At 66.7% G+C, this 14,036-nt stretch carries 9 protein-coding genes; 6 read left to right on the top strand and 3 right to left on the bottom strand.

The features are described from left to right. Positions 1 to 6 precede the first annotated feature (6 nt). Entirely contained in the window at positions 7 to 3,186 is a 3,180-nt protein-coding gene (locus tag BLT45_RS09390; RefSeq protein WP_093297845.1) for an efflux RND transporter permease subunit, read from the top strand. Positions 3,187 to 3,242: 56 nt separating this feature from the next. Here BLT45_RS09390 and BLT45_RS09385 read toward each other — a convergent pair whose 3' ends face one another. After that, on the bottom strand, positions 3,243 to 3,626 hold the full coding sequence (locus BLT45_RS09385; RefSeq protein ID WP_093297843.1) for a winged helix-turn-helix transcriptional regulator: 384 nt from the start codon (positions 3,624 to 3,626) through the stop codon (positions 3,243 to 3,245). A 127-nt stretch (positions 3,627 to 3,753) separates the two neighbouring features. On the opposite strand from BLT45_RS09385, the gene BLT45_RS09380 reads away from it, so the two are divergent. Next, a complete protein-coding gene (locus BLT45_RS09380; RefSeq protein WP_093297840.1) occupies positions 3,754 to 4,650 on the top strand; it encodes an SDR family oxidoreductase in 897 nt (298 codons plus the stop codon). A 59-nt stretch (positions 4,651 to 4,709) separates the two neighbouring features. Here the strand turns inward: BLT45_RS09380 and BLT45_RS09375 are convergent, their stop codons facing one another. Then, positions 4,710 to 6,584 carry a DUF885 domain-containing protein gene (locus BLT45_RS09375; protein WP_093297837.1) on the bottom strand — a complete coding sequence of 625 codons (1,875 nt, stop codon included), beginning with the start codon at positions 6,582 to 6,584 and terminating at the stop codon, positions 4,710 to 4,712. 167 nt (positions 6,585 to 6,751) lie between these two features. Beyond that, positions 6,752 to 7,900, bottom strand: coding sequence for an acyl-CoA dehydrogenase family protein (locus tag BLT45_RS09370; RefSeq protein WP_093297834.1), 1,149 nt, complete (start codon positions 7,898 to 7,900; stop codon positions 6,752 to 6,754). A gap of 129 nt (positions 7,901 to 8,029) precedes the next feature. On the opposite strand from BLT45_RS09370, the gene BLT45_RS09365 reads away from it, so the two are divergent. The 4 genes from BLT45_RS09365 to BLT45_RS09350 all read left to right on the top strand — a co-directional run bounded on the left by BLT45_RS09365 (position 8,030) and on the right by BLT45_RS09350 (position 14,033). Then, positions 8,030 to 8,959, top strand: coding sequence for an ArsR/SmtB family transcription factor (locus BLT45_RS09365; protein ID WP_093297831.1), 930 nt, complete (start codon positions 8,030 to 8,032; stop codon positions 8,957 to 8,959). Beyond that, positions 8,956 to 10,041: a homocysteine S-methyltransferase family protein gene (locus BLT45_RS09360; protein ID WP_093297827.1), complete on the top strand. Its 1,086-nt coding sequence runs from the start codon at positions 8,956 to 8,958 to the stop codon at positions 10,039 to 10,041. The genes BLT45_RS09365 and BLT45_RS09360 overlap by 4 nt, the downstream gene beginning before the upstream one ends. Next, positions 10,038 to 12,725, top strand: a complete 2,688-nt coding sequence (metH, locus tag BLT45_RS09355) for a methionine synthase (protein ID WP_093297824.1) — start codon at positions 10,038 to 10,040, stop codon at positions 12,723 to 12,725. The genes BLT45_RS09360 and metH overlap by 4 nt, the downstream gene beginning before the upstream one ends. Positions 12,726 to 12,839: 114 nt before the next feature. Continuing rightward, positions 12,840 to 14,033, top strand: a complete 1,194-nt coding sequence (locus BLT45_RS09350; protein WP_093297821.1) for an MFS transporter — start codon at positions 12,840 to 12,842, stop codon at positions 14,031 to 14,033. Positions 14,034 to 14,036 lie beyond the last annotated feature (3 nt).

The following is a 14,036-nucleotide window of genomic DNA, read 5'->3' as shown; positions in this document are numbered from 1 at the left end:
CCCGGCATGAAATTCACCGACATCTTCATCAACAAACCGGTGCTGGCGATCGTCGTCAGCCTGTTCATCCTGCTGTTCGGCCTGCGTTCGTTCACCGAGTTGAACGTCCGCCAGTACCCCGAACTGCGCAACGCCGTGATCAACATCAGCACCGTGTACTACGGCGCCGATGCCGACCTGATCCAGGGCTTCATCACCACGCCGCTGGAGCGCGAGGTGGCCAGCGCCGAGGGCATCGAGTACCTCAGTTCGACCAGCTCGGCCGGCGTCAGCCAGATCCAGGCCTACATCCGCCTGGACCAGGACCCGAACGAAGCGCTCACCCAGATCGCCGCCAAGGTCAACAAGATGCGCGGCCAGTTGCCGCCGGAGTCGGAAGACCCGGTGATCGACCTGCAGCAGGGCCAGCAGATCGCGGCGATGTACGTGTCCTTCGCCAGCGAAACCCTGGACAACAACCAGATTACCGACTACCTGACCCGCGTGGTCCAGCCCAAGCTGGTCACCGTGTCGGGCGTGCAGCGTGCCGACATCCTCGGTGCCGGCACCTTCGCCATGCGCATCTGGCTGAAACCGGACCGCATGACGGCGCTGCAGGTGACCGCCAGCGATGTCTCCACGGCCTTGTCTTCGAACAACGTGCTGGCCGCGGTGGGTTCGACCAAGGGCCAGATGGTCGCCATCGACATGACGGCACGCACGGACCTGCGCAACGCCGACGAATTCCGCCAGCTGATCATCCGCGAACAGAACGGCGCCATCGTCCGTCTCGGCGACGTGGCCGACGTGCAGCTGGGTTCGGAAAGCTACGGCACCTCGGTCCGCATCAACGGCGAGGCCGCGACGTTCATGGGCATCTTCGTGTCGCCCGACGCGAACTCGCTGGACGTCATCAAGAACGTGCGCACGCTGTGGGACAACGAGATCGTGCCGCAACTGCCCGAGGGCATTAAGGCGACCATCCCCTACGACAGCACCGAGCAGATCCAGGACGCGATCGACGAGGTGGTCAGCACGATCGTGGAGGCGGTGATCATCGTGATCGTGGTGATCTTCCTGTTCCTGGGTTCTCTGCGCAGCGTGCTGATCCCGGCCGTGACGGTGCCGCTGTCGCTGGTGGGCGCGCTGTTCCTGATGCTGCTGATGGGCTTCACCATCAACCTGCTGACCCTGCTGGCGATGGTGCTGGCGATCGGCATCGTGGTCGACGACGCGATCATCGTGCTGGAGAACATCCATCGCCACATCGAGGAAGGCATGTCGCCCTACGATGCGGCGATCAAGGGCGCGCGCGAGCTCGCCTGGCCGGTCGTGGCGATGACCACCACGCTGGTGGCGGTCTACCTGCCTATCGGCTTCCAGGGCGGCCTGACCGGGGTGCTGTTCACCGAATTCGCCTTCACCCTCGCCGGCGCGGTGTTGCTCTCCGGCGTGATCGCGCTGACCCTCAGCCCGATGATGTGCGCCAAGCTGCTCAAGCCGCATAGCGAGGGCGGCAAGGGCAAGCTGGAGAAGTGGCTGGACACGCGTTTCGAAAGGCTCAACGCCGGTTACCAGCGACGCCTGCACGGCACGCTGGAAACCAAGTCGGTGATCGGCGTGCTCGGCCTGCTGGTGCTGGTGTCGTGCGTGTTCCTGTACATCACCGCGCCGAAGGAACCCGCGCCGCTGGAAGACGAGGGCTTCATCTTCTCGGTCGCCAGCGCCGACCCCTACTCCACCCTGGACTATGTGGAGCGCTACACCGAGGAAGTCACCTCGATCGCCAAGGGCGTACCGGAAGTGCAGGACTACTTCCTGTTCAACGGCGGCTTCGGCGGCAGCGGCGGCGGCGCCAGTCCCATGGCCATGGCCGGCTTCGTGCTGAAGCCGTGGAGCGAACGCGACCGCTCGACGAACGCCGTGCTCCAGCAGGAGCTCCAGCCGAAAATGAGCCAGGTCAGTGGCCTGAACATCTTCGCCCTGGTACCGCCTTCGCTCCCGAGCGCGGGCGGCGATGGCGGCGGTGGCGAGTTCGTCATCGGCGGCGTCGGCGAACTCAGCCAGCTGGCCGAACTGGCCGACCAGATCCTGATGAAGGCGATGGAGAGCAAGCGCTTCATCTTCCTCGACAAGGACCTGAAGATCGACAAGCCACGCATCGAGGTGAACATCGACCGCGACAAGGCGGCCACCCTGGGCATCGACATGCGCACGCTGGCGGCCGACATGGCGGCGATGCTGTCCGGCGGTTACACCAACCGCTTCGCGATGCAGAACCGCTCGTACCTGGTGATCCCCCAGGTGCAGCGCAGCGACCGTCTCAATGCCAGCGACCTGGAGAATTACTACACCCGCACCCGCGACGGCGAGCTGATCCCGCTCTCGACCATCGTGACGCTGAAGGAAAGCGCGCAGCCGCAGTCGCTCAAGCGCTTCCAGCAGTTGAACGCGGTATCGATCACCTTCGCCCCCCGCCCCGGCGTCAGCAAGGGCGAGGCGCTGGCCATCCTCGACCAGGCCGCCAAGGAGATCCTGCCGCAGGGCTATTCGGTGGACTACGCCGGCGAGTCGCGCCAGTTCAAGCAGGAAGGCGCGGCGATGCTGGTGACGCTGGCGTTGGCGCTGATCGTGATCTTCCTGGTGCTGTCGGCGCAGTTCGAGAGCTTCCGCGATGCGTTGATCATGCTGCTCACCGTGCCGATGGCGATCTGCGGTGCCTTGCTGACACTCAACGCGCTGGCGCTGCTCAGCGGCATTCTGGGGTTGATGCAGATCGAAGCCTTCCCCGGCATGAGCATCAACATCTACACCCAGGTAGGCCTGGTGACGCTGGTCGGCGTGATCTCCAAGCACGGCATCCTGATCGTGGAGTTCGCCAACAAGCTGCAGGTCGAGCGCGGCCTGTCCAAGCGGGAGGCCATCGAGGAAGCCGCGGCCATCCGCCTGCGCCCGGTGCTGATGACGACCGCCGCCCTAGTGTTCGCCATGATCCCGCTGCTGATCGCCAGCGGCCCGGGCGCGGCCTCGCGCTTCTCGATGGGCGTGGTGATCGCCTCGGGCATGACGATCGGCACGATGTTCACCCTGTTCGTGCTGCCGGCGTTCTACCTGTACCTGGCCCGCGACCATGCGCACGACCGCGACGGCGAACAGGCACGCGACGCCGACGGCACGCTGCCGGCGGAGCCTGCCGGCGGCCACTGAGCCGCGGCGCGAGCGAAAGAAAAGAGCCCCGGTCAGCCGGGGCTTTTTTCTGGGGCCTACTTGGGCGCGTTGGCGGCCGGGGCCACGTAGGCCTTGCGTGCGGCACGGACCTCGTCGTGATGATCGGACGCCCATTCCGCCAGCATCTCCACGCGCTCGAAGAACGATGCACCCAGCGAAGTCAGCGCATAGTCGACCCGTGGCGGCACGGTCGGGAATACCGTGCGGCTGACCAGGCCGTCCTGCTCCAGGTGGCGCAGCGTCTGCGCCAGCATGCGCGGCGAGATGTCGGCCACGCGCTTGCGGATCTCGGAGAAACGCAGCGTTCCCATCGCCAGTTCGTGCAGGACGAGCACCGTCCAGCGGTCGCCGAGGCGGTCCAGCACGTCGCGGATCGGGCAGTTCTCGACAAGGATCAGGGATTGGCGGTGCAGGGTCATGGTCGGGCTCCGGCATCGGTTACCGCGCAGTAACCGGGTTACTTCCAACGCCCTGCTTGTGGGTGCGGACGCCATTACTACCATAGGGTAACCAATGTCCTTTCCGTTACCAAGCCAAGGAGCTCCCATGTCTGCCCCCACCCTCCTAGTCACCGGCGCCTCCGGCCAGCTCGGCCGCGCCGTCGTGCGCCACCTGCTGGACACCCTCCAGGTGTCGCCGACCCGCATCATCGCCACCAGCCGGAAACCGGAGACCCTCGCCGATCTCGCCGCTCTAGGCGTGACCGTCCGGGCGGCCGACTTCGACCGGCCCGATACGCTTGCCGCGGCCTTCCGCGGCGCCGACCGCGTGCTGCTGGTGAGCACTGACGCGCTGCTGGAGCCGGGCAAGCGCCTGGTACAGCACCGCACGGCCGTACAGGCGGCGGTCGATGCCGGGGTCACGCATGTCGTCTACACCTCGCTGCCATCACCCGACACCTCGCATGTGTCGTTCGCGCCCGACCATCTCGGCACCGAGCAGGCGCTGGCGGCGTCCGGGCTCGCCTGGACGGCGCTGCGCAACGCCTGGTACGCCGAGAACCTGGTCTATACGCTGCCGTCGGCGCTCGCCTCCGGCCAATGGGTCACGGCCGCCGGCGAAGGCGGCATCGCCTATATCGCCCGGGATGATCTCGCGCTGGCCGCCGCCACCGCCCTGGCCTCGACCCATGCGGACAACCGGGTCTATACGTTGACCGGCACACAGGCGCTGACCGCTCGCGATATCGCTGAGAAGGTCGTGGCGGCCACGGGCAAGCCGCTGTCCGTGGTCGGCGTCACGCCGGAACAGCTGGCCGAGGGGCTGCGCGGGCATGGCTTCCCGCCGGTGCTGGCGGATGTCTTCACTTCGTTCGATGTCGCGACCGCCGCGGGCGACCTGGGCGACGTGACGGACGAGTTCGCCACGCTCACCGGCCGCGCGCCATCGACGTTCGATGCCTGGCTCCCCGGGCACATCGATCTGTTGACGACGCCGCACTGATCGCACAAACAAGAACCCCGGCCGAAGCCGGGGTTCTCGGTGTTGCACCAAGGAATGCCTCAGGCCTGCTTGGCCTTCTCCTTCGCGATCCACTGGTCCACGCGCCGTTCCAGCAGCGTCAGCGGCAGTGCGCCGCCGCCCAGCACGGTGTCGTGGAAGCCCTTGATGTCGAACTTGTCGCCCAGTTCGGTTTCGGCCTTCTTGCGCAGCGCCTGGATCCTGATCATGCCCACTTTGTAGCCGGTGGCCTGGCCCGGCATGATCAGATAGCGCTTCACCTCGGATTCGATCGCCGCGCGCGGCACGGCGCTGTTGGCGTCGAAATACTCCACGGCCTGCTGCTCCGTCCAGCCCTTCGCATGCAGGCCCGTGTCCACCACCAGGCGGATCGCGCGCCACATTTCCGAGCTCAGGCGGCCGAACTCCGAATACGGATCCTGGTAGGTGCCCGGCATTTCCTTCGCCAGCCACTCCGCGTACAGGCCCCAGCCCTCGGCATAGGCGGTGGTGTTGTACTGGGTGCGGAACTTCGGCACGGCCGTCAGTTCCTGGGCGATCGAGATCTGCATGTGGTGGCCGGGGATGCCCTCGTGGTACGCGATGACTTCCAGTTCCGGCTTCGGCATCGCGTTCATGTCGGACAGGTGCGCGTAGTAGACGCCGGGACGCGAACCGTCCGGCGTACCCGGGTAATAGTGCTGTGCGGCACCGTCCTGCTCACGGAAGGCTTCGACGCGCTTGACCACCAGGTCCGCCTTCGGCAGCAGGCCGAAGTATTCCGGCAGGACCTTCTTGATGTTCTCGATCGCGCGGGTGGCATCGTCGATATAGGCCTGGCGGCCGGCATCGGTGTTCGGGTACTTGAACTGATTGTCGGTATCGATGAAGGCGAAGAACGCGTCCAGGTCGCCCTTGAAGCCGACCTTGTCCTTCAAGGCGGTCATTTCGCCCTTGATGCGCTCCACTTCCTTCAGGCCCAGCGCGTGGATCTCCTCCGCTGTCATCCCGGTGGTCGTCATCTGGCGCAACTGGTACTCGTAGTACGCCTTGCCGTTCGGATGCGTGGCGCCCACGCCCGTCGCGTTGACCGCGGCCTTCGGCAGCTCTTCCTCGCTCCATGCGATCACGCGGTCGTACGCCGGCTTGAATTGCTCCAGCAGCGCCTTGCGCGCTTCGTCCTTCAGCGTGGTGGCGCGCGCGGCATCGATCTTGCCCGCCTTCACCAGTTCGTCCGCCTTGGATTGGGCATCGGCCCAGATCGCCGCGTCCGCGCCGGCCGAGAACGGCGCGCCAGTGACGACCTTCTTCGCCTGGTCGATCACGCCCTCGTAGGCGAACTTGGGCGGACGGATGCCCTGAGCGGCCGAAGCGCGGGCACGCTCGAGCAGTTGGTCGAAGGCGCGACCGGTCTCGCTGATGCGCTTGATGTAGGCGGTGTAATCGGATTCCTCCTCCACCTTGTGGAAGCTGATCAGGAACGTCGGCCAGAAGCCCTGCGCGCCATTCATCTGGTCGAACGCATAACCGTCGACCATGAACGGCAGGCCGTCACGGGCGTTCTCGTACTGCAGCTTCCACAGGTCGTAGGACAGCTTCGTCTCGTCGTCGAGCTTGGCGTAGGCGAAGGATTTCTCCATTTCCTCCACGCTGGCCTTCTGCCAGGCGACCTGGTCGCGCGACGCCTGCTCGGACATGTCGTCCACCTGGTCGTACAGATCCTTGCGGCCCTGGAACGTCAGCTGGATCGGGCTGAACTTCAGTTGTTCCTCGTACTTCTTGTCGAACCACTCGTTCAGTCGCTTGCTTTCGGCGGCGATGTCGGCGGCGGACGCCACCGGGGTGGCGGCATCGGCGCCACCGGCGGCCGGGGCGTTCCCCTTGTCGCAGGCGGCCAGGGCCAGCGTCAGGGCACAGACGATCAGGGTTTTGCGCATCGGGATCTCCAGGAGGAAAACGGGGACGGACCCCCGCATCAGGCCACTCTAGCCGACCGTCGCCCCGGTGGTCCCATGACCAAAGACGGGGGTCCTGCGTGCGGTGTCCCGAAACGGAGAACGCCGCCTCGCGGCGGCGTCTTCGCTGGACGGCGCGACGGCGGAACTCAGCGCAGGCCGGTCTCGTTGCGGGCGATCACCAGGCGCTGGATCTCGCTGGTGCCCTCATAGATCTCGGTGATCTTGGCGTCGCGGAAGTAGCGCTCGATCGGCATTTCCTTCGAGTAGCCCATGCCGCCATGGATCTGCAGCGCCTGATGGGTAATCCACATGGCGGCTTCCGACGCGGTCAGCTTGGCGATGGCCGCTTCGTTGCTGAAACGCTGGCCCTGCCCCTTCACCCAGGCCGCGCGCAGCGTCAGCAACGTGGCCGCGTCCAGCTTGCATTTCATGTCCGCGATCTTGGCCTGGGTCATCTGGAAGGTGCCGATCGCCGCGCCGAACGCCTTGCGCTCTTTCACGTAGGCGATCGTGGCCTCGTACGCGGCACGCGCGATGCCGATGGCCTGGCTGGCGATGCCGATGCGGCCGGCGTCCAGCACGCTCATGGCGATCTTGAAGCCCTCGCCTTCCTTGCCCAGCACGTCTTCCGGACGCACCACATAGTCGGTGAACTCGATCTCGCAGGTGGCCGAGGCGCGGATGCCGAGCTTCGGCTCGGTCTTGCCGCGGTGGAAACCCGGCTGGGTGGTGTCGATCATGAAGGCGGTGATGCCGCGCGCGCCCTTGTCCGGTTCGCTCATCGCGAACAGCACGATGTACTTGGCCACCGGGCCCGAGGTGATCCAGCTCTTCTTGCCGTTGACGACGAAGCTGCCGTCGGCCTGCTTCACGGCGCGGCAGCGCATCGCGGTGGCATCGGAGCCGGACTGCGGCTCGGTCAGCGCGAACGCGCCGATCTCGCTGCCCTCGGCGATGGCGCGCACGTACTTCTGCTTCTGCGCCTCGGTACCGAAGGTCAGGATGCCGTTGCAGAACAGCGAGTTGTTCACCGACACGATGGTCGAGTGGGCCGCATCGCCGGCGGCGATCTCGATCATCGCCAGCACGTAGGCGATCGGATCCATGCCCGCGCCGCCGTACTCGGCCGGCACCTCAATGCCCATCAGGCCGTTCTCGCCGAGCAGGCGGATGTTCTCCAGCGGGAACTCGCCCGTCTTGTCGTGGTGCTCCGCGCTGGGGGCGATCTTCTCCTGGGCGATCCGGCGCGCGACGTCCTGGATCATCAACTGCTCTTCGTTAAACGCGAAATCCACGGCTACCCCTCGGCAAACTAACGTTGAATACCAATTGTAACCCGCGACCATCCGCGGCCGTATGCCGAGGGTTGACCCGGCCCACGGGGGAGCTTCAAAATATCTCTATATCGCGATAGGAAGATATTTATGGATCTGGAAGCCTGGTCCACCCGGCTGAAGGTCTTCGCCGACGCCACCCGTGTCCGCCTGCTGGCCCTGCTGGCGCGCGAGGAGCTGACCGTGGCCGAGCTGTCCGCCATCACCCAGCTGGCGCAGCCGCGCGTATCCACCCACCTGGCCAAGCTGAAGGAAGCCGGCCTGGTGCGGGACCGCCGCGCCGGCGTATCGGCGTACTACCGTTTCGACGAGGACAACCTGGACACGGTCCAGCGCGAACTCTGGCGCAGCCTGCGCGACGGCAGCGACGATCCGCTGCTGCGCCAGGACGCCGAGCGCGTGGCCAGCGTGCTCGCCAACCGGGCCGCGGACCAGAACTGGGCGGACAGCGTGGCCGGCGACATGGAGCGCCACTACTCGCCCGGCCGGACCTGGGAGGCGCTGGCCCGCACCGCCCTGCCCCTGCTGGAGACCGGCGACGTCCTCGACATCGCCTCCGGCGACGGCGTGCTGGCGGAGCTGCTCTCGCCGCACGCCAACCGCTATATCTGCATCGACACCAGCACCCGCGTGGTCGCGGCCGCTGGCGAGCGCCTGCGCCGCTTCCCCAATGTGGAAGTGCGGGAAGGGGACATGCATGCGCTGCCGTTCAAGGACGCCAGTTTCGACCTGGTCGTGCTGATGCATGCGCTGACCTACTCCACCAAGCCGGCGCAGGCCGTGGCGGAAGCCGCGCGCGTGCTGCGCCGCGGCGGCCGCCTGCTCCTCAGCAGCCTGGCCAAGCACGAACACCGTTCCGTGGTGGAAGCCTACGGCCACGTCAACCTGGGTTTCTCGGAAAAGGAACTGCGCAAGTTCGCCGAGAAGGCCGGGTTGGGGATCGCCAATGCCGAGACCGTCACCCGTGAACGCCGCCCGCCCCATTTCGAAGTACTGTCGCTGACCGCCCAGAAGCCATGAACACCCTTCCCTGGTTGAATCCCCCCCGTGCCGCGCTGCTGCTGAAGGCACTGGAAGAACGCATCCTGATCATTGACGGCGCGATGGGCACGATGATCCAGCGCCACGGCCTGCAGGAAGCCGACTACCGCGGCGAACGCTTCGCCGCCGGCTGCGACACGCAGCACGCGCACGAACATGGCCCCGGCTGCGACCACGACCTGAAGGGCAACAACGACCTGTTGCTGCTGACCAAGCCCGAAGTGATCGCCGGCGTGCACAGCGCCTACCTGGAGGCCGGCGCGGACCTGGTGGAAACCAACACTTTCAACGCCACCTCGGTCAGCCAGGCGGACTACCGCCTGGAGCACCTGGTGTACGAGCTCAACAAGGCCGGCGCCCGCGTCGCGCGCGAATGCTGCGACGCCGCCGAGGCCAGGACACCGGACAAGCCGCGCTTCGTCATCGGCGTGCTCGGCCCGACCAGCCGCACCGCGTCCATCAGTCCCGACGTCAACGACCCCGGCTTCCGCAACACCAGCTTCGACGAACTGCGCGGCACCTACCGGGAGGCCATCGAAGGCCTGATCGACGGCGGCGCCGATACGCTGATGGTGGAAACGATCTTCGACACGCTCAACGCGAAGGCGGCCCTCTACGCCATCGAGGAAGTCTTCGACACCCGTGGCGGCCGTTTGCCCATCATGATCTCCGGCACCATCACCGATGCGTCCGGCCGCACGCTTTCCGGCCAGACCGCGGAAGCCTTCTACACCTCCGTCGCGCACAGCCGCCCGCTGTCGGTCGGCCTGAACTGTGCCCTCGGCGCGAAAGACCTGCGTGAGCATGTCGATACGCTGGCGACCGTCGCCGACGCCTATGTCAGCGCGCACCCGAACGCCGGCCTGCCAAACGCATTCGGCGAATACGACGAGACGCCGGAAGAGATGGCCGCCACGCTGAAGGAGTTCGCCCAATCCGGCCTGCTCAACCTCGTCGGCGGCTGCTGCGGCACCACGCCAGCGCACATCAAGGCGATCGCCGACGCCGTCGCCGGCCTGCCGCCACGCCGCCTGGCCGCAACCCTGGAGCAGGCCGCGTGAGCGCCCCCGTCCGCCACACCCGCCTGTCCGGCCTCGAGCCGCTGGTCATCACGCCCGACCTGCTGTTCGTCAACGTCGGCGAGCGCACCAACGTCACCGGCAGCGCGCAGTTCCGCAAGCTGGTGAAGGAAGAGCGCTACGAGGAAGCGGTCGACGTGGCGCGCCAGCAGGTCGCCAACGGCGCGCAGATCCTCGACGTGAACATGGACGAGGGCCTGATCGACTCCGAGAAGGCGATGGTCCGGTTCCTCAACCTGATCGCGTCCGAGCCCGACATCGCGCGCATCCCGGTGATGGTGGACTCCTCCAAGTGGAGCGTCATCGAGGCCGGCCTGAAGTGCCTGCAGGGCAAGGGCGTGGTCAACTCGATCTCGCTGAAGGAAGGCGAGGACGCCTTCATCGAGCATGCCCGCAAGGTGCTGCGCTACGGCGCGGCGGCCGTGGTCATGGCCTTCGACGAGACCGGCCAGGCCGACACCTGCGCGCGCAAAGTCGAGATCTGCACCCGCGCCTACCGCATCCTGACCGACGAGGTCGGCTTCCCGCCGGAAGACATCATCTTCGACCCGAACATCTTCGCCGTCGCCACCGGCATCGAAGAGCACGACAACTACGCGGTGGACTTCATCGAAGCCACCCGGATCATCAAGCAGACGTTGCCGCACTGCCATGTCTCCGGCGGTGTGTCGAACGTGTCGTTCTCGTTCCGCGGCAACGAACCGGTCCGGGCGGCCATCCACTCGGTGTTCCTGTACCACGCCATCCAGGCGGGCATGGACATGGGCATCGTCAATGCCGGCGGCCTGCCGGTCTACGACGACCTGGACGCGGACCTGCGCGAGCGCGTGGAAGACGTGATCCTCAACCGGCGCAAGGACGCCACCGAGCGGCTGCTGGAGATCGCCGACCGCTACAAGGGCAAGAAGGGCGAAGCGCCGGTCGAGAACCTGGCCTGGCGCGAGAAGCCGGTGCGCGAGCGGCTGGCGCACGCGCTGGTGCACGGCATCGACGCCTTCGTCGACGGCGACACCGAGGAAGCCCGCCAGCAGGCCTCGCGTCCGCTGGACGTCATCGAGGGACCGTTGATGGACGGCATGAACGTGGTCGGCGACCTGTTCGGCGCCGGCAAGATGTTCCTGCCGCAGGTGGTGAAGTCCGCCCGCGTCATGAAGAAGGCAGTCGCCTACCTGCTGCCCTTCATCGAAGAAGAAAAGCTGCGCACCGGCGATGTCGGCAAATCCAACGGCAAGATCGTCATGGCCACGGTCAAGGGCGACGTGCACGATATCGGCAAGAACATCGTCGGCGTGGTCCTGGCCTGCAACAACTTCGATGTCGTCGACCTGGGCGTGATGGTGCCCACGCAGAAGATCCTGGACACCGCCCGCGCGGAAAACGCCGACCTGATCGGCCTGTCCGGCCTGATCACGCCGTCGCTGGAAGAGATGACCCATGTAGCGCGCGAGATGCAGCGCCAAGGCTTCGACACCCCGTTGCTGATCGGCGGAGCGACCACGTCGCGCGCGCACACGGCGCTGAAGATCGACCCGCACTACACGGCGCCCACCGTATGGGTGAAGGACGCCTCGCGCGCTGTCGGTGTCGCCCAGTCACTGATCTCCCGCGACATGCGCGCGGCCTTCGTCGCGGCCAACGACGCCGACTACGCCGAGATCCGCGAACGCCACAGGAACCGCGGCGACGCCAAGCGGCTGGTGTCGCTGGAGAAGGCGCGCGGCCAGAAATTCGAAGGCGGCTGGGCCGACTATGCGCCGCCCGCCCCCCGCCAGCCCGGCCTGCACGTGTTCGACGACTATCCGCTGGCGGAGCTGGTCGAGTGCATCGACTGGACGCCGTTCTTCCAGGCCTGGGAACTGGCGGGCAAGTTCCCGGCCATCTTGACCGACGAGGTGGTCGGCCCCCAGGCCAGCGAGCTCTATCGCGATGCGCGGACGATGCTGGAGCGGATCGTCTCGGACAAGTGGCTGACCGCCAAGGCCGTGTTCGGGCTGTGGCCCGCCAACAGCGTGGGTGACGATGTCGAACTCACGCACGACGGCCGCACCGAACGCCTGCACTTCCTGCGCCAGCAGGTGGACAAGCCGGTGGAACGCCCGGACTTCTGCCTCGCCGATTTCATCGCACCGAAGGCGTCGGGCCGCCAGGACTGGATCGGTGGATTCGCCGTCACCGCCGGCATCGGCATCGACGCGCACGTCGCGCGCTTCGAGGCCGACCACGACGACTACAACGCGATCCTGCTGAAGGCCCTCGCCGATCGCCTGGCCGAAGCGTTGGCCGAGCGCCTGCACCAGCGCGTGCGTACCGAGTTCTGGGGCTATGTCACCGACGAAACCCTCGACAATGAAGCGCTGATCGCGGAGAAGTACGTCGGCATCCGTCCCGCACCCGGCTACCCGGCCTGCCCCGAACACAGTGAGAAGGGTACGCTGTTCCGCCTGCTCGATGCCGGCAACCACGCCGGCATGTCGCTGACGGAGAGCTTCGCGATGCTGCCCACCGCGGCGGTGTCCGGCTACTACTTCAGCCATCCGCAGAGCCAGTACTTCGTCGTCGGCCGCGTGTCCAAGGAACAGGTGGCCGACTACGCCCGGCGCAAGGGCGTGGACGTCGCCCAGGTCGAGCGCTGGCTGGCGTCGAACCTGGACTACGATCCCGAGTGAGGCCACGCTCCCGGCTAGAATGCGCCACCTGTCTCGTGGTCCCGCCGTGACGTCGCCTCTTCCACTCCGCCCGGTCCTGATGGCGCCCCTCGTGGCGATGAGGGGGCGCGCGCCGTGAGCGCGTCGACGCACGCATCGGGATATCCCGCGGCCCGGCTGTCCAGCTTCTATTTCTTCTACTACGCCACGCTCGGCGCGTTCACGCCGTACTGGAGCCTGTACCTGGAGTCGCGCGGGCTGGGCGTGACCGCGATCAGCGTGCTGATGAGCCTGTGGTACGCCACGCGCATCGTCTCGCCCTCGCTGTGGACGACCCTCGCGGCCCGCTCGCCGCATCCGATCCGCTGGCTGCACCTTGGGTGCGCCCTGGCCGTCGGCAGTTTCGCCCTGTTCCTGCTGCCATGGGGTTACGTCGGTCTGTTCGCGGTGATGGCGGCGTTCTGCTTCGCCTACAACGCGGTCATGCCGCAGTTCGAATCGATCACGATGTCGCACCTGGCGACGCGCAGCGATCGGTACGGATTGATCCGGGTCTGGGGGTCGATCGGTTTCATCGTGGTCGTCGCCTCGTTCGGCTGGCTGATCGACGCCCGCCGACTGGGCGTCGGCGCCCTGCCCTGGCTGATGCTGCCGGTGCTAACGGCGGTGCTCGGCTCCGCGCTGGCCAACCGCTACGCGCATGAGCCGGAGGCCCCGCGGGCCGCTGCGGAAGACGGCTTCCGCGCGCGCCTGCGGCAGCCCCACGTGATCGCGTTCTTCGTTGCGGCCTTCCTCACCCAGATCTCGTTCGGGCCGTTCTACACGTTCTTCTCGATCTACCTGTCCGAACACGGCTACAGCACCGGCACGCAGGGCGTGCTGTGGACGGTGGGCGTACTGGCGGAGATCGTGGTGTTCTTCCTCTCCAGCCGGATCTTCCGCCGCTGGGATGCCACGCGCGTACTGATGCTGGCCTTGCTCAGCGCCTCCGTCCGCTGGCTGGTGACGGCGCTGTTCCCCGACAACACGCCGGTGATGGTGCTGGCGCAGCTGACCCACGCGCTGAACTTCGGCGCGTTCTTCGCGGCCGCGATGCAATTGCTGGTGCGCTTCTTCCCCGGCCGCCTCAACGGCCATGGCCAGGGTGTGTTCTACGGCCTGTCGTCGGGCGTCGGTGGCGTCTGCGGCGCCCTGCTCGCCGGCCAACTGTGGCGCTTCGGCGGCGAAACGGCCTTCATGGCGTCGTCCGTGATCGCCTTGCTCGCCGCGGTGATCGTGTGGCGATGGCTGGTCCGTCCAGCCGTTCGCCCAGGTTCAAGCGGCGCCTGACAC

The sequence above is a fragment of the Pseudoxanthomonas sp. CF385 genome (assembly GCF_900104255.1).
GTDB lineage: Bacteria > Pseudomonadota > Gammaproteobacteria > Xanthomonadales > Xanthomonadaceae > Pseudoxanthomonas_A.
The sequence above is the reverse complement of the archived record's forward strand: the minus strand, read 5'-3'. Positions and strand labels throughout refer to the sequence as shown.